Origin of the sequence: Lautropia mirabilis (assembly GCF_900637555.1) — a bacterium.
GTDB classification, from domain to species: Bacteria; Pseudomonadota; Gammaproteobacteria; order Burkholderiales; family Burkholderiaceae_E; genus Lautropia; species Lautropia mirabilis.
The window spans coordinates 2324633-2340489 of the sequence record NZ_LR134378.1 but is presented as its reverse complement, the minus strand read 5'-3'; the positions used below and the strand labels follow the sequence as shown (position 1 = coordinate 2340489).

The 15857-nt window shown below is 66.8% G+C and carries 11 protein-coding genes and 3 tRNA genes; 7 read left to right on the top strand and 7 right to left on the bottom strand.

Annotated features, from left to right (window positions below):
- Position 1 precedes the first annotated feature (1 nt).
- The 5 genes from EL249_RS09545 to EL249_RS09525 form a co-directional block, all read right to left on the bottom strand.
- Positions 2-86: transfer RNA gene (locus EL249_RS09545), tRNA-Leu, on the bottom strand.
- An 87-nt stretch (positions 87-173) separates the two neighbouring features.
- A complete protein-coding gene (locus EL249_RS09540; RefSeq protein WP_005672843.1) occupies positions 174-1565 on the bottom strand; it encodes an NAD-dependent succinate-semialdehyde dehydrogenase in 1392 nt (463 codons plus the stop codon).
- 251 nt (positions 1566-1816) lie between these two features.
- A tRNA-Gly gene (locus tag EL249_RS09535) sits at positions 1817-1892 on the bottom strand.
- 176 nt (positions 1893-2068) lie between these two features.
- Complete coding sequence (locus EL249_RS09530) at positions 2069-2716, bottom strand: DUF2238 domain-containing protein (RefSeq protein WP_005672844.1); 648 nt, start codon at positions 2714-2716, stop codon at positions 2069-2071.
- Positions 2717-2902: 186 nt separating this feature from the next.
- Complete coding sequence (locus tag EL249_RS09525) at positions 2903-3256, bottom strand: gamma-glutamylcyclotransferase family protein (protein ID WP_005672846.1); 354 nt, start codon at positions 3254-3256, stop codon at positions 2903-2905.
- A 317-nt stretch (positions 3257-3573) separates the two neighbouring features.
- On the opposite strand from EL249_RS09525, the gene EL249_RS09520 reads away from it, so the two are divergent.
- Both EL249_RS09520 and EL249_RS09515 read left to right on the top strand, forming a co-directional pair.
- Positions 3574-4254 carry a TetR/AcrR family transcriptional regulator gene (locus tag EL249_RS09520; RefSeq protein ID WP_050781800.1) on the top strand — a complete coding sequence of 227 codons (681 nt, stop codon included), beginning with the start codon at positions 3574-3576 and terminating at the stop codon, positions 4252-4254.
- A 236-nt stretch (positions 4255-4490) separates the two neighbouring features.
- Positions 4491-4566, top strand: a tRNA-Gly gene (locus tag EL249_RS09515).
- A 163-nt stretch (positions 4567-4729) separates the two neighbouring features.
- On the opposite strand, the gene EL249_RS09505 is transcribed toward EL249_RS09515, so the two are convergent.
- Both EL249_RS09505 and EL249_RS09500 read right to left on the bottom strand, forming a co-directional pair.
- Positions 4730-5974: an alpha-amylase family protein gene (locus EL249_RS09505; RefSeq protein WP_005672848.1), complete on the bottom strand. Its 1245-nt coding sequence runs from the start codon at positions 5972-5974 to the stop codon at positions 4730-4732.
- 109 nt (positions 5975-6083) lie between these two features.
- Positions 6084-7742 (bottom strand): putative transporter, encoded by a 1659-nt coding sequence (locus tag EL249_RS09500; RefSeq protein ID WP_005672849.1) that lies wholly within the window; start codon positions 7740-7742, stop codon positions 6084-6086.
- 293 nt (positions 7743-8035) lie between these two features.
- On the opposite strand from EL249_RS09500, the gene EL249_RS09495 reads away from it, so the two are divergent.
- From EL249_RS09495 to EL249_RS09475, 5 genes are all read left to right on the top strand, one after another.
- Positions 8036-9661 carry a putative bifunctional diguanylate cyclase/phosphodiesterase gene (locus EL249_RS09495; RefSeq protein WP_005672852.1) on the top strand — a complete coding sequence of 542 codons (1626 nt, stop codon included), beginning with the start codon at positions 8036-8038 and terminating at the stop codon, positions 9659-9661.
- An 11-nt stretch (positions 9662-9672) separates the two neighbouring features.
- The gene (gene lexA / locus EL249_RS09490) at positions 9673-10323 is read left to right on the top strand and encodes a transcriptional repressor LexA (protein ID WP_005672854.1); all 651 of its coding nucleotides are present in this window, start codon (positions 9673-9675) and stop codon (positions 10321-10323) included.
- 14 nt (positions 10324-10337) lie between these two features.
- On the top strand, positions 10338-11009 hold the full coding sequence (imuA, locus tag EL249_RS09485; RefSeq protein ID WP_005672856.1) for a translesion DNA synthesis-associated protein ImuA: 672 nt from the start codon (positions 10338-10340) through the stop codon (positions 11007-11009).
- Between the two features lie 3 nt (positions 11010-11012).
- On the top strand, positions 11013-12494 hold the full coding sequence (locus tag EL249_RS09480; protein ID WP_005672858.1) for a Y-family DNA polymerase: 1482 nt from the start codon (positions 11013-11015) through the stop codon (positions 12492-12494).
- A 110-nt stretch (positions 12495-12604) separates the two neighbouring features.
- A complete protein-coding gene (locus EL249_RS09475) occupies positions 12605-15850 on the top strand; it encodes an error-prone DNA polymerase (protein WP_126348177.1) in 3246 nt (1081 codons plus the stop codon).
- Positions 15851-15857: the final 7 nt, after the last annotated feature.

Below are 15857 nucleotides of genomic sequence, written 5' to 3'. Positions count from 1 at the left end.
GTGGTGCCCGAGGCCGGGATCGAACCGGCATGACCGAAGTCGAGGGATTTTAAGTCCCTTGTGTCTACCAGTTTCACCACTCGGGCAGCACGCCCTGCATTACACCACACTCCGGGGCCGGCAGCGAAGCATCGGCATGCGCCGCCGGCCGCCGTGAAGTGACGGGAGTCGCCTCAGAATGCCCCGTCGATGTCGGTGACGCCGACCAGCTTGTGGTTGACGAACTCCTTCAGGCCCAGGCCGATCAGCTCGCGGCCATAGCCCGAACGGCGTATTCCGCCAAATGGCAGGTCAGCCTTCACCGCCGTGGGATGGTTGATGTAGACCATGCCGGTGGAGATCTGCGCGGCCACCCGCTTGCCGCGCTCAATGTCCTGCGTGAACACCGAGCCGCCCAGGCCGAACGGCGAGTCGTTGGCCAGCCGGATGGCCTCGTCCTCGTCCTTCACCTTGAAGATCATCGAGACCGGGCCGAAGAACTCGTGGTGGTAGACCGGGTTTCCGGGCTTCACCCCGGTGAGCAGCACCGGTCGCACGAAGGCGCCCTGCCTGGGCACCTCGGCCCCGATCACGGTGGCCGTGGCGCCGTGGGCCACGGCTTCATCGATCCAGCGGCGCACGTCGTCGGCCGCCTGTTGCGACGACAGCGGGGCCAGCGTGGTGGACGCCTCCATCGGATCGCCCGCCTTCAGCTGCGCCACCCCCTCGGTGTAGCGCCGGACGAACTCGTCATGAATCGATTCATGCACGATGATGCGCTTGGACGAGCAGCAGACCTGCCCCCCGTTCCAGTGGCGTCCGAACACGGCCCATTTCACCGCCTTGTCCAGGTCGGCGTCGTCCAGCACGATGAAGGCATCCGAGCCGCCCAGTTCCATCGTGGATTTCTTCAGTGCCCTGCCCGCCTGGGCTGCCACCAGGGCCCCTGCTCCTTCGGAGCCTGTCAGGGCCACGCCCTGCACGCGCGGGTCGTTGATGATTGTCTCGATCTGGCCCCGCGTGGCGTACAGGTTCTGGAAGCACCCTGCCGGCAGCCCCGTCTCCTGCATCAGCTTCTCGAAGGCGGCGGCCGATTGCGGCACGTTGGAGGCATGCTTCAGGAGGATGACGTTGCCCGCTGCCAGCTGCGGCGCCATGATGCGGGCAATCTGGTAGTACGGGAAGTTCCAGGGTTCGATGGCCAGGATGATGCCCAGCGGCTCGTGGACCAGCTGGGCCTCGGACACGACGGGATCCTCGCAGGGCAGCGGCTGCGGGGCCAGCTCTGCCTCGGCATGCTTCACGTAGTATTCCAGGATGGCCGCCGACAATTCCACCTCAGCCTCGGCCTCGGCCAGCAGCTTGCCCATCTCGGTGGTGAGAAGCTTCGCGTATTCGGTACGCTTGGCGCGCAGCAGGTCGGCTGCCTTCTGCAGGAACGTCACCCGTTCCCTGACGGGCTTCAGGCGCCATTGCTGAAAGGCGGCGTGGCCGCGTTCCAGGGCCTGGGCCACTTCGGCATCGGTGGCATCGGGAAAGGTCTTCAGGGTCTTGCCGGTATAGGGGTTGGTCGTCTGATAGGCCATGGTGGAGTCTCCTTCGTGCAGTCGTTCAGGATGCTCCGTGGGCTCTGTCGATGAGGGACGACGACAGGAAGCACGGACTTTTACAGTGTAGGAGTCCGTGCCGTGATGGGGCGGAGTGTCACACCCATGGTCAAGGTTTCTTCCAGGGGGAAAAAACAGGCCGGCCAACAAGGCAGACGACGGTAGCCGACAGCCTGAGCGCAGAAAACGAAAAGGCCGCCAACAGCATGCGCTGGGCGGCCTTTGAAAACTGGAGCGGGAAACGAGTCTCGAACTCGCGACCTCAACCTTGGCAAGGTTGCGCTCTACCAACTGAGCTATTCCCGCATCGACGAGAATCAGGATTATAGAGATATTTCGGAGACTTGCAAGTCCTGGTTTTGAAGATTGTTAAATCTGGCTGCTTGCCTTCCGGCATCCCCCTGAACTGATGGGCTGGGCCGTCTCAGCCTCTGCCCCGAGGGCTGTTCACAGGGGCGTTCATCACTCCTGTCACCCTGGGTTCAGCGCCCTGCTCCCGGGCCTGCTTGCTGCCCCGCCATCCGCATCGTCCGGTCCGGTCGGACGACCAGGTAGAGCAGCAGCGCCGTCAGTGCGCCCAGCGTGTCGGCCAGCATGTCCTTCTGGGCGTCCCAGATGTCGCCCTGCGAGCCCAGGAACTCGATGCCGGCATTTCCGCCGTCGATGACGGCGTACTGCCACTCGATGATCTCATAGGCGGCGGCCACGCTCATGATGAAGAAGAGCGAGAAGAAGAAGGCCACGCCCATGCCGCAGAGCCGGCGGCGCAGCAGCCATTCGGCCATGGGGTAGCTGTAGAGGCCGATGATGAAGTGGGCCACGCGGTCGAAGTGGTTGCGCGATTCGCCCAGCAGCGGCGACAGCAGCCGGTTGCCCCATTCGAAGGGCACGTTGGCAAAGGTGTAGTGCGCACCCACCAGGTGCAGCAGCATCCAGCCGCTCATCAGGGCATAGGCCAGGTTGCTGAAGCGGAACCAGCGTGCGGTGACCAGCAGCGCACCGTACACGATGAAGATGGGCGTGACCTCGGCCCACCAGACGGCACGGTCGATCGGGGCGATGCCCGACCAGAGGGCGACGGCCGCAACGGCGGCGGCCAGCAACGGGGCGAATGTCTGGCGGATCTGCATGGGTGATCTCGACAAGGCGTTGCCCTATGGTGCCAGAAGGATCCGCCACGGCCCGTGGCGTGATTCACACAAGGCCGCTTCTTTCCCTGTACGCTGTACGGTGGGGCGCGATGCGGACGACAGCCAGCCTGTGGATGTCCTGAAGGATATCTGCGGTGCAGCCGTCAGTCCGGATGCCCGCTGACCTCAGGCGGCGTCGGTGCTGCTTTCCTGGGCCACGTAGGCCCAGGCACTGCCGCCGCTGGTCAGCGGGGCCAGGACGCGGCGATAGTCGCTCACCTCGTACTTGTCGGCCTGGGCCAGTTCCTCGGGCGTGATCAGGAAGACGGTGCCCGAGACCGTGTCGGCCGGGTTGCCGGTGGCCAGCAGGATGGGATGATGGGTCTTGCCGCTGAGCTTCACGACGTCCGGGTCGCGGATGGCCAGCATCTCCTGCCGGAAGCCGACGAGGCTGTCGGCCTGCCCTTGCAGCAGCCGGCCGAAGGTGGCGGTCTGCACGTCGGGCAGTTGCAGTGTGCCGTATGAGAAAAGTCGTTCCATCAGGGCCTCCCGAAAAATGGTGAACGGAGCTGATGGTACTGCCCTGCCGGGTCTGCAGCAGCCGTTGGCAATCTGTTCATGTCAATCACCATTTTTGAACGATGAAGACGGCGTTTTGGAAGAGTTGGCTATATTTTGTGGCACCATCGAAGTAAAATCAGGGCTGTCGGTTGACGCAACGTGTGCTGAGGGCCGACGTGCCGTGCCAGGCGTGCGGGCTGCTGCCAGTGAGGTGGCAGGTGCATGCCTGTGCGTCTGGCCGACGATCTTTTCATTTCAGCCAGCTTCGGGTCCCGACCATGCAAGAGGAGGATGAATTGGCCGAGCGTTCCCTGCCAAACGATGGCAACCGCCCGGGGGGCAAGCGGCGTTATCTGCCCGCTGCCGAGCGCAAGCGCGAGATCCTGGAGGCCGCTGTCGAGGAGTTCTCGATCGGAGGATTTGCCGCCACGTCGCTGGAGCGCATCGCCATGCGTGCGGGCATCTCCAAGTCGGGCATCTATGCGCATTACGGCAGCAAGGAAGAAGTCTTCGAGGGCATGCTGAGCATGCTGTTGCTGCCCTGGGAGGGCCACCACTGCGAGGCGCTGCTTGAAGGTGAGGAGGCTGTTTCGCTGTCCGAGCTGCTGGACCGCTATCTGGACCGCATCTATGCCCAGCTGAGCGACCCGCGTGCGGTTGCAGCCTTCCGGCTGCTGATGACGGAAAGCGGGCGCATTCCTGATGTGGTGCAGCAATGGGCCCGGCGGATGCTGGAGCGCAGTCTCTTCGGTGATCGCCGCTTTCTGGATCTCTGCATCGAGAAGGGTCTGATCCGTGGCGACTTCAGCAACGAGGACTATTTCTTCGGGACGATGCCGGGTGCGTTGTGGCTGATGCAGCAGGTCCTGTTCGGTGCTGGCGATGGTGCGCCGGTTTCACAGGCGCGGGTCCGTGCCCTGCACAAGCGGCTGCTGATGGAGGTATTGGCGCCGGTGAATCCCGCGCAGCCGGCCTGACGCCTGACGATGCTCGTGGAGCCTGTCGGGGACGTGGTCCTTCCGGGGCTGCGGTGGCTGTCTGGTGGGCTCCGTCTGGCGGGCTGTGTGGCGCCTGTGTCCGTCCACTGCCCCGAAAGGGTGTCGTCCGCCCTTCCCCGGGAATCCCCGGTCAAGCTGTTTTATTTTTACGACACAAAATTTTTTGCCAGACGCTTGCACACCGCATCTTTTTTGTGCCATAATTTCATCTCTTCGCGGGAATAGCTCAGTTGGTAGAGCGCAACCTTGCCAAGGTTGAGGTCGCGAGTTCGAGACTCGTTTCCCGCTCCAGTTTTTCGAAGGCCGCCCAGCTCACGCTGTTGGCGGCCTTTCTGTTTTTTGGCTTTGGCTTTGGCTTTGGCTTTGGCTTTGGCTTTGGCTCTGGCTCTGGCTCTGGCTCTGGCTCTGGCTCTGGCTCTGGCTCTGGCTCTGGCTCTGGCGTTCGGCTTTCGCCTTACGCCCCCACGTGCAGCAGATGCGTGCCATCCGCGGCGTGGATGTCTGCCATCGGGCTGGGGTCCAGTCGCAGGGCAACGTTCAGTCGCTGCCCTTCCCGGCCGTTGACGTCGTAGACGTAGGTGCGCGCTTCCACCTGGGTGGGCGTGGTGGTGGCATTCACCAGCCAGGGGTTGCGGCGGCGCAGCCCGATCAGGTCATGATGGATCCGGCGCATGGGCTCGCCCAGGGGGGACAGCGCCGCTGGCGTGTCGGGAAAGGCGGGGCGCACTTCGTCATCGCCCCCTTCCCTGTCGGTCTTGATGCCCTGGAAGGCCTGTTCGTCGCCGTAGTAGATGGACGGGATGCCCCCCACGGTGAAGAGGATGGTGGCAGCGAGGGCGGCCTTGTCGTTGCCGATGCGGCTGGCAATGCGGGTGACATCGTGGTTGCCGATGAAGGTCATCGGCACGAAGCTGGCCAGAAAGTCGTTGTGGCGCTTCAGACACCAGTCCAGCTCGAAGAAGTTGCCCTCCAGCGGCGCGCTCCAGGCGGCCTTCCACAACTCGTACTGGGTGACGGCATCCATGCCGGAGCGTCGCACGATGTCCGGATAGTTGCCGTGTATGACCTCGCCGACGATCCAGGTGTCGGGGAATTCGGCGCGCACGCGTGGCAGTACCTGGGTCCAGAATTCGGGCTTGACGGCATAGGCGGCGTCCAGACGCCAGGCCGAGGCGCCGCGTCGCAGCCAGTGGCACATGACATCGACCACCCGATCGACGACGGCCGGGGCGTCGTGATTGAGGGCAGGCAGGGCCTGGTGGCCCTCGAAGTCGTCGTAATGGACGCCGGCTTCGGTGCGGTGGATGCGGAACATGGCCTCGGCAGCGGGATCATTGCCCGCCAGCGCGGCCTGAAAGCGCGGATGCCCAACCCCCACATGGTTGAACACGCCATCGAGCATCAGATGGATGCCGCGTTCCTGGCAGGCGCGGGCCAGATGGTCGAAGGTGGCGTCGTCGCCCAGCCGGCTGTCGATGCGGTAGAAATCCAGCGTGTCGTAGCCGTGGCTTTCGGACTGGAAGATGGGCCCCAGGGCCAGGCCGTTGGCGCCCAGTTCGATCAGGTAGTCGAGCCACGGCAACAGGCGGTCCAGCCGGGGGGACAGTGCCCGTTCCTCAGGCGTGGGGCGTATGGGCGCCCCGGCAAAGCCCAGGGGATAGACATGCCACCAGATGGTGTGGTCGATCCAGCGGGACATGGTGCCTCCTCCCTGAAGGTGGGCCGTGGGGCCCACGACTTTCCAGTCTACTCCCGTTGGCAGGATCTTTCCGGGATGCCGGGTCTTGCCCTGCCCTGTCAGCGGATCCTCAGCTGCCTGCCCACAGCAGCACGGCCAGCAGCTGTGGCAGGATGATGCGCATGAACATCACCAGCGGGTAGACGGTGGCATAGGCCAGCGCGGGGGCGCCGCTGTCTTCCTTGATGCCGTTGGCAAAGGCCAGCGCCGGGGGATCGGTCATGGCGCCGGACAGCAGGCCGCAGAGCGTCAGGTAGTTCATCTTGCCCACGCCGCGAGCCAGCATGCCCACGACCAGCAGTGGCACGATAGTGATGATGGCGCCATAGCCCAGCCAGGACACGCCGTCCTGACTGAGCAGCGTGTGGAAGAAGTGGCCGCCGGCCTTGATGCCCACCACGGCCAGGAACAGCACGATGCCGATCTCGCGCAGCGCCAGGTTGGCGCTGGGGGGCATGAACCAGTAGAGCTTGCCCAGGCTGCCGATACGGGCCAGGATGATGGCCACGACCAGCGGGCCGCCGGCCAGACCGAGCTTGAGTGCCACCGGCAGCCCCGGCACGTAGAGGGGGATGGAGCCCAGCAGCACGCCCAGGCCGATGCCGATGAAGATGGGCATCATCTGCACCTGCTGCAGCTTCTGCTGGGCGTTGCCCACCATGGCCATCACGGTGTCGATGTCTTCCTGGCGGCCCACGAGGTTGATCACGTCGCCGAACTGCAGGGCCATGCCGCCGGTGGGAACCAGTTCGATGCCGGCGCGGTTGAGCCGGGAGATCACCACGTCGTAGTGCGACTGCAGGTCAAGGTGACGGATCTTCTTGCTGATGACGGCGTCGTTGGTGACGACGGCACGGACCGAGCGGTAGGCCGTGCCCCGGGTGGAGGTGCTGACATTGGCCAGTTCGCCGATGATGACCTGCATGCGCTTGAGGGCGGCTGGGCTGCCGACCAGGTGCAGCACGTCACCCATCTGCAGCCGGGTGTGCACGCGCGGGATGAAGAACTGCTCGCCGCGCTTGAGACGCGAATACATCACGTCGTGGCGCTCGAAATCGGGGATATCGGCGATCTGCAGGCCATCAAGGTTCGTGTTGGTGACGCGCACGTTGCAGCTCTCCAGGCCATGTTGGCGCTGGGAGAGGCTTTCCTCGTACTGGCGTTCCTCGGCATTCACGTCGATGCGGAACACGATGCGGATGAACCACATGGAGAACAGGATGCCCAGGATGCCGATCGGGTAGGCGATGGCGTAGCCCATGCCCATGATTTCGGCGCTGCTCTCGCCGCTGAGTTCGGCCAGCACCTGCTGGCCCGCGCCCAGCGAGGGCGTGTTGGTGACGGCACCGGAGAAGATGCCGAGAATGACGGCCAGCGGGATGTCCAGCAGCAGGTGCAGCAGGATGACCATGAGGCCGCCCAGGCCGACAATGGCCATGGCCACGCCGTTCAGACGCAGGCCGCTCTGGCGCAGCGAGGAGAAGAAGCCTGGGCCCACCTGGATCCCGATCGTGTAGACGAACAGGATGAGCCCGAACTCCTGGATGAAGTGCATCGTGTGCTCGTTGAGCGCGAAATTGTGGCGGGTGAGGAAGTGTCCGACGATGATGCCGCCGAAAAGCACCCCGCCGATGCCCAGGCTGACGCCGCGCAGGCGGATGTGACCGATGCCAAGGCCCAGGATGGCGACCAGGGACAGCAGGCTGATGGTGAGTGCGACGTCGCTCATGGCGAAAGGGATCCGTATGGTCAGGATTCTGATTATTGGGTCGTCATGTGCCGGATGGCGTCTGGCCGTCCGACCATGGGCTGTCACGGGACGCACCGTGAGGCCATGGCCCGGTCAAGCTCCACGACACCCTCTAGTCTATCCGCCAGGGTCGTCTTCGGGGGGCAGATTCGGCCCTTTGTGGTGGGATTTGATGGCCGGTCGGCCCGGGTCGTCGTCAATGCCGGCGCGCCATCGGTCGGCATGGGATGCCGGCAGGCGGATGGGGGCGTGAGGCTGGAAATTATTCCTTTATGTTCGGGCCGATCCGTGTGGGCGGCCGGCATGGCGCCGCCACACCGACATCCTCTCTCTGGGTGAGCCCCGTCTTGGAATTCCTGCCTGATTTCCATCTTTCCGGCGTGGTGGCGACTTCGGTGCTGCTCGTCATCCTTGCCTCCCATGTGGCGCTGCTGCTCTTTTTCCGGCGGGGGCGAAAGGCGCTCACGAAGGCCAACATGCAGCTGGAATCGGCCAATGAGGAACTGCGCCGGCGCGCCTTCATCGATCCGCTGACCGGGCTGCCCAATCGGATGCTCTTCGAGGATCGGCTGCTGCATGCGATGCAGCGTTACGACCGTGATGATGACAGCCGCGCACGGCGCGAGCCGCGCAAGGTGGCTGTGCTGTTCGTGGACCTGGACGGCTTCAAGCCGATCAACGACATGCTGGGCCACGCGGTGGGTGACGAGGTGCTGAAGGAAGCCGCCCGCCGGTTGCGCACGACCACGCGGGACAGCGACACGGTGGCCCGCATTGGCGGAGACGAGTTCGTGCTGCTGGCCGAGGATGTTTCGGATGTGGCCGATTGCGCCAGCCTGGCCAACCGGGTGATCCAGGTGCTGGCGCAGCCGCTGGAGGTTCAGGGCCACCAGGTGACGCTTTCCGGATCGGTAGGGGTGGCGCTGTACCCGGAGCATGGCGACCGCCTGAAGCTGGTGCAGAACGCCGATGCGGCCATGTACACCGCCAAGCGGGCCGGCGGCAATACCTATGCGCTTTTCGAGTCGCGGATGAACGAGGGGCTGCAGGATCAGCTGAGCCTGCAGCAGGACCTGCGTCACGCGCTGGAGCGCGGCGAGCTGCAGCTGCACTATCAGCCCAAGATCGATGCCCGGCTGGGACGGCTGCAGGGCGTGGAGGCGCTGCTGCGCTGGCAGCACCCCACGCGCGGCATGGTGGGGCCCAACGTCTTCATCCCGATTGCCGAGCGCTTCGGGCTGATCAACGGGCTGGGCAACTGGGTGATCGAGGAAAGCTGCCGCCAGATGCGCGTCTGGGCCGACGAGGGGCTTTCGATGAATGTGGCGATCAACCTGTCGGTCCACCAGCTGCGCACCGAGGAGCTGGTGCCGCGCATCGAGTCCGCCCTGGCCCGCTACCAGGTGATGCCCAGCCAGCTGCTGTGCGAGATCACCGAATCGGTGGCGATGGAGGACATCGAGAGCACCCAGCGTGCCTTCGAGGCGCTCTCGCGCATCGGCGTCTACCTGTCGATCGACGACTTCGGGACCGGCTATTCCAGCCTCAGCTACCTGCGGCAGCTACCTGCCCGGCAGCTGAAGATCGACCGCAGCTTCGTGGCCGACATCGAGGTGCGGCCGGATGCGCGGGCCATCGTGAGTGCGGTGATCCAGCTGGCCCATCAGCTGGGACTGCGGGTGGTGGCCGAGGGCGTGGAGACCGAGGGGCAGCGCGACATCCTGCTGGTCCTGCAGTGCGACGAGCTGCAGGGCTACCTGCTGGCCCGGCCGATGGCGGTGGAGGCACTGGATGACTGGCTGCAGAAGCTGCCGCCCGATGCACCGCACCCGGCCGTGGGCGCGCGCGATGAGGAGGTCGCCCTGATGAAGGATGACGTCGGGGAGATATTGGTGTAATAATTTACACCATGCGAGCACTCACCGAACGTCAGCGTCAGGTGCTGGACTTCCTGCACCGGCATCTGCAGACCCATGGCCTGCCCCCTACCCTGCACGAACTGATGCACGCCTTCGGCTGGGCCAGTCCCGCCGGGGCGGCCAAGCACCTGCAGGCGCTGGCGGCGCGTGGGCTCATCGAACTCAGCCCCGGCAAGGCGCGGGGCATCCGGCTGCTGCAAGGGGCGGCCCCTGCCGGGGCGGATGCAGGACGGGATGAAGCAGGCGATGACGAAGCCGACACCCTGCGACTGCCGCTGGTGGGACGGGTGGCGGCCGGTCAGCCGATCCTCGCCGGAGACCGCATCGAGCGTCACCTGAAGATCGACCGCTGGCTGTTCTCGCCCCGGCCCGATTTCCTGCTGCGCGTGCAGGGGGATTCAATGATCGACGACGGCATCCTTGACGGTGACCTGGTGGCCGGCAAGGCCACGCCGCAGGCGCTGCACGGCCAGATCGTCATTGCCCGGGTCGATGGCGGCATCACCATCAAGCGGCTCTGGCAGCACAATGGCCAGGTGCGGTTGCTGCCGCGCAATGCCCGGCATGTGCCCATCGATCCTTCCCCCTGGGAAGACTTCGCCATCGAGGGCATCTACTGCGGCCTGCTGCGCCGTCCCTGAGTAGGGGTCTTCCCATGGGACAGATGATTGCCACGTCTCAGGCTGCGGCATCCCTGTCGGACCCTGCCCCGGCCTCGCCGGTCACGCTGGCCAGCCTGCTGGCGGGGCGGCAGGTCTGGCAATGGCAGGCGGCACCGCTGCCGCTGGCTGCCGGCATTGCCACGGGCATCAGGGCGCTGGATGCGGCCCTGCCGCTGGGAGGATGGCCAGCCGCCTCGCTGTCCGAGGTGCTGTCACCGGCGCCGGGGCTGTCCGAGCTGCGGCTGCTGTGGCCTATGCTGGCGCGACTGTCGCAGGCCGGTGGCCGGGTGGTGCTGGTGGCGCCACCCTTCGTGCCCTGTGCCATTGCCTGGCAGCGGGCAGGCGTCCTGCTGTCCCGGCTGGAGATCATCCATGCCCCCGAGCCGGCCGATGCGCTCTGGGCCTTCGAGCAGTGCCTGCGGTCGGGCAGCTGTGCGGCCGTGCTGGGCTGGCCCGAGGGGGCCAGTCATGCGGCGCTACGCCGGCTGCAGGTGGCCGCCGACCATGGGCAGGCGCTGGGCGTGGCGCTGCGTTCCGTGCGCCATGCCCCCCAGCCCTCGCCGGCCGCGCTGCGGCTGCAGCTGCTGCCCGATGGCGGGCTGCAGGTGCTGAAATGCCGGGGCGGCGCAGTGCCTGCCCGCCCCATTGCCCTGCCGGTGGCCTGAGCCATGCTGTGGGCCTGCATTGCCTTGCCGGAGCTGGCGCTGGACGTGGTCCGGCGCAGCCAGCCCGATCCGGAGGCACCGCTGGTGCTGGTGGATGGTCCAGCCACATGCCGCAGCCTGGTGGCCGTCAATGCGGCTGCCGCACGTTGCGGGCTGCGGGTCGGCCAGAAGCTGACCGTGGCCCGTGCCATTCATGCCGAGTTCATCGCCCTGCCCCATGATGCCGCCGCATTGCCGCGCTGGCAGCAGTGGCTGGCGGCCTGGGCCTATCGCTTCAGCCATCAGGTCTGCGCGGCCTGGCCGCAGGCCCTTGTTCTGGAGGTGGGCAGCAGCCTGGGGCTGATGGGCGGGTGGCCTGCCTTCGAGGAACGGCTGCGGCGCGAGCTGTCGGATCTGCAGTTCCGCCATCGCATCGCGCTGGCGCCCTTTCCCCGGGCGGCCCATCTGCTGGCCTGGCTGCAGGATGGCCTGCAGGCCACCGATGCGGCACAGTTGCAAGTACTGCTGGCCCGGGTGCCGGTGCGACGTGCCGGCCTGCCTGATGGCGCCGGCGAGCGGCTGCACCGGCTGGGCATCCGGCGGCTGCAGCAGGTCTTCGAGATGCCGGCCGACGGGTTGCGGCGGCGCTTCGGGGAATCCCTGCTGCACTGTCTGGACGAGCTGCGCGGCCGGCGGCAGCCGCCGCTGACCCTGTTCCAGCCGCCCGAGCATTTCGACATGCGGCTGGAGTTGGAGTATGGCGTGACCGACCACCAGCCGCTGATGTTTCCGCTGCGTCGGCTGGTGATGGATCTGGCGACCTTTCTGGCACGACGCATCCGGGGGGTGCAGCAGCTGACGGCGTGGCTGGATCATGAGCGCGGTTCGCGACGCACGTCTGACGAGGCGGCGCCGGGCGCGACGCCGCTGCGCCTGCGGCTGCTGGCACCGGAACATGACGGGGCCACGCTCTTCGAACTGCTGCGCAGCCGGCTGGAGGCCGTGGTGCTGGAGCGGCCGGTGGTGGGGCTGCGCCTGGTGGCCCGCGACCTGCAGCCGTTGCAGCCGCCGGGTCGTGACCTGTTCGATGCCCGTATCGGGCGGGCCGAGGGCTGGGGGCAGCTGCGCGAGCGCCTGCGCGTCCGGCTGGGTGAGGATGCGGTGTATGGGGTGGCGCCGGTGGCCGATCCGCGCCCTGAACATGCCTGGAAGAAGGTGGTGGGAGCCTCCATGGACGGGGGCGGCCGTGATGTGGGCCGGCGCGCGCCAGAGCGTCTGCCCGGCTGGCCGGCCCGGCCAGGCTGGATGCTGCCCGAGCCGCGTCCGCTCACCCAGCCCGTGGCCGAGATTGTTGGCGGACCGGAGCGACTGGAGTCCGGCTGGTGGGACGGCGGTGATCTGAAACGTGACTATTACGTGCTGCGCCTGGCCAATGGTCAGCTGGCCTGGGCATTCTCGGCCGTGGGCCAGCACGGGCCCTGGATGCTGCAAGGGTGGTTTGCATGACAGGTGGCCATGAACCCCCGGCAGCGGCCAAGGTACAAATCCGCCAGGACCAGCCAGCAGCGCGGGAATGCTCCGGCGCATGGGCTGCCGGGCAGGATGCCGATGCCGGCATGGCGATGCCGCCGCCGGCCTATGCCGAGCTGCACTGCCTGTCGGACTTCACCTTCCTGCGGGGGGCGTCCAGCGCAGCGCAGCTCTTCGAGCGCGCCCGGGCCTGCGGCTACCAGGCGCTGGCCATTACCGACGAGTGCTCGCTGGCCGGCATCGTGCGCGCCTTCGAGGCCAGCCGGAACACGGGGGTGCCCCTCATTGTCGGCAGCGAATTCCGGCTGGTCGATGGAACCCGTTTCGTGCTGCTGGTGCAGGATCAGGCCGGTTACGAGGCGCTGTGCAGCCTGATCACCACCGGGCGGCGGGCTGCCGGCAAGGGCTGCTACCGGCTCACGCGCGAGGACTTCAGCCGCTCCGGACTGGATCTTTCCGGGCTGCTCTGCCTGTGGCTGCCTTCGCCGCATCCGGATGAGGTGCAGGCCGACGCGCCGGATGAGCAGCAGGCAGATGTGCTGGATGGGTTGGATGGGCTGGGGGCCAGGGGGATGGACGACGAGGCCCCTGCCGTTCCCGAATCAGGCGAAGACCGGCTGGCCCTGGAACGGGCCGCCTGGGTGCGGCGCATCTTCCCCCACGCCTGGCTGGCGGTGGAGCTGCATCGTGACCGCGATGATGCGGCCGTGCTGAGGCATCTGCTGGCGCTGGCACAGAAGACGGGGCTGACGCCGGTGGCCTGTGGCGACGTGCACATGGACCTGAAGCGCCGCCGGGCGCTGCAGGACACGCTGACGGCGCTGCGCCATCGGCGGCCGCTGACCGAGGCCGGCGGCTGGCTGTTCCGCAATGGCGAGCGCCATCTGCGCCGCCGTGAGGCGCTGGCCGGGATCTATCCGCCGGCGCTGCTGGCCGAGACGCTGGAGATTGCGAAGCGGTGCACCTTCAGGCTGGACAGCCTGCAGTACCGCTATCCGCAGGAGCTGGTGCCGGAGGGGCACACGCCCACCTCATGGCTGCGCCATCTGGCCGAGCAAGGGCTGCGCTGGCGCTGGCCGCAGGGTGCGCCCGAACGGGTTGTCGGGCTGGTCGAGCACGAACTGGCGCTGATTGCCGATCTGGGCTATGAGCCCTACTTCCTCACGGTTCACGACATCGTGCGCTTTGCGCGTAGCCAGGGCATTCTCTGCCAGGGGCGCGGATCGGCCGCCAATTCGGCCGTCTGTTTCGTGCTGGGCATCGTCGAGGTGGACCCTTCTCGGATGCAGGTGCTGGTCGAGCGCTTCATCAGCCGCGAGCGCAACGAGCCGCCCGACATCGACGTGGATTTCGAGCACGAACGGCGCGAGGAGGTCTTTCAGTACATCTACGGCAAGTATGGTCGGGCGCGGGCGGCGCTGACAGCCAATGTCATCTGCTACCGGGGGCGCAGCGCGGCGCGTGACGTGGCCCGGGCACTGGGCTTTCCGCCCGATCAGGTCACGGCCATTGGGGCCTGTTTCGGGCGCGGTGGCTATGGCGACGACGTGACCGACCGGCTGGCGGAGGCCGGTTTCGATCCGGCCACGCCGCTGATGCAGCGGCTGCTGCATCTGGTGGAGGCGCTGCGCGATCATCCCCGCCACCTGTCGCAGCACGTGGGCGGGTTCGTGATCTCCGACGGCCCGCTATCCCGTCTGGTGCCCATCGAGAATGCGGCCATGCCGGCGCGAACCATCATCCAGTGGAACAAGGACGACCTGGACGTGCTGGGCATGCTGAAGGTGGATTGCCTGGCGCTGGGCATGCTGACCTGCGTGCGCAAGACACTGGCGCTGCTGGCGCGGCACCGCGGCCGTCACCTGACACCGGCCACCATCCCGCCCGATGATGACGCCACCTACGACATGATCAGTGCGGCCGATACCGTGGGGGTCTTCCAGATCGAATCCCGTGCCCAGATGTCGATGCTGCCGCGGCTGCGGCCCCGCTGCTTCTACGATCTGGTCATTCAGGTGGCCATTGTCCGCCCCGGCCCCATCCAGGGCGACATGGTGCATCCGTACCTGCGCCGTCGTCAGGGGCTGGAGCCGGTCAACTATCCGTCCGAGGCGCTGCGCGAGGTCTTCGAGCGCACGCTGGGCGTGCCGCTCTTTCAGGAGCAGGCCATGAAGCTGGCCATTGTCGCCGCCGGCTACACCCCGGGCGAGGCTGACCATCTGCGGCGTTCGATGGCGGCCTGGCGCCGTCACGGTGACCTGGAGATCCACCGCCAGCGCCTGGTGGGCGGCATGCAGGAACGCGGCTACAGCCTGGCGTTTGCCGAGCGGATCTTCGAGCAGCTGAAGGGATTTGCCAACTATGGTTTTCCGGAAAGCCATGCCTGCGCGTTCGCACTGATCACCTACGTGAGCTGCTGGCTCAAGCGCCATGAGCCGGCCGCGTTCGTCTGTGCGCTGCTCAATTCCCAGCCGATGGGCTTCTATTCGGCCAGCAGCCTGCTGCAGGATGCCCGTCGCCACGGTGTGACCGTGCGGCCGGTGGATGTGTTCCACAGCCACTGGGACAACACGCTGGAAGGTGGCAAACCGGGCGGCGCCCAGCCGGCCCTGCGGCTTGGATTCCGGCAGGTGCATGGGCTGAGTGAAGCCGCGGCGCGGCGCATCGTGGCGGCCCGGCTGGCGCTTGGTGGCGCCGAGCCGTCCCGGCATGCCTTCCGGGATGTGGCCGACCTTTGTCACCGAGCCGGGCTGGATGCGCGCGAGGCCAGCCTGCTGGCCGAGGCCGGTGCATTGCGAGCCCTGGCGACCCACCGTCACGCGGCACACTGGGCGGTGGCCGGCGTGGAGGAACCCACGCCGCTGTTTGCACAGTCACCGCAGGAGCAGACCGTGGACCTGCCCCACCCTTCGGTGGCGCAGGAGCTGCTGGCTGACTATCGCTCGCAGGGTCTCAGCCTGACGACGCATCCGCTGGCGTTGCTGCGATCGCAGCTTCAGGAAAGACGCTGCCTGGAAAGCCGTGCCCTGCAGGATCTTCCCCATGGGCGTGGCGTGCGGGCGGCCGGATTGGTGATCATGCGGCAGCGGCCGCCCACGGCCAGCGGCGTCACCTTCGTGACGCTGGAGGATGAGTGGGGGACGGTGAACGTGGTGGTCTGGCAGGACCTGGCGGTGCGCAGCCGCCGGGTGCTGGTGGGCAGCCGGCTGCTGGCCGTCGATGGACGCTGGGAGGTGGTGGACGGCGTGCGCCACCTGATTGCACGCCGGCTGCATGACCTGAGCCCCCTGCTGGGGCAGCTGGCTACCGGTGCCTCGCGGGACTACCGCTGAGCTGCCG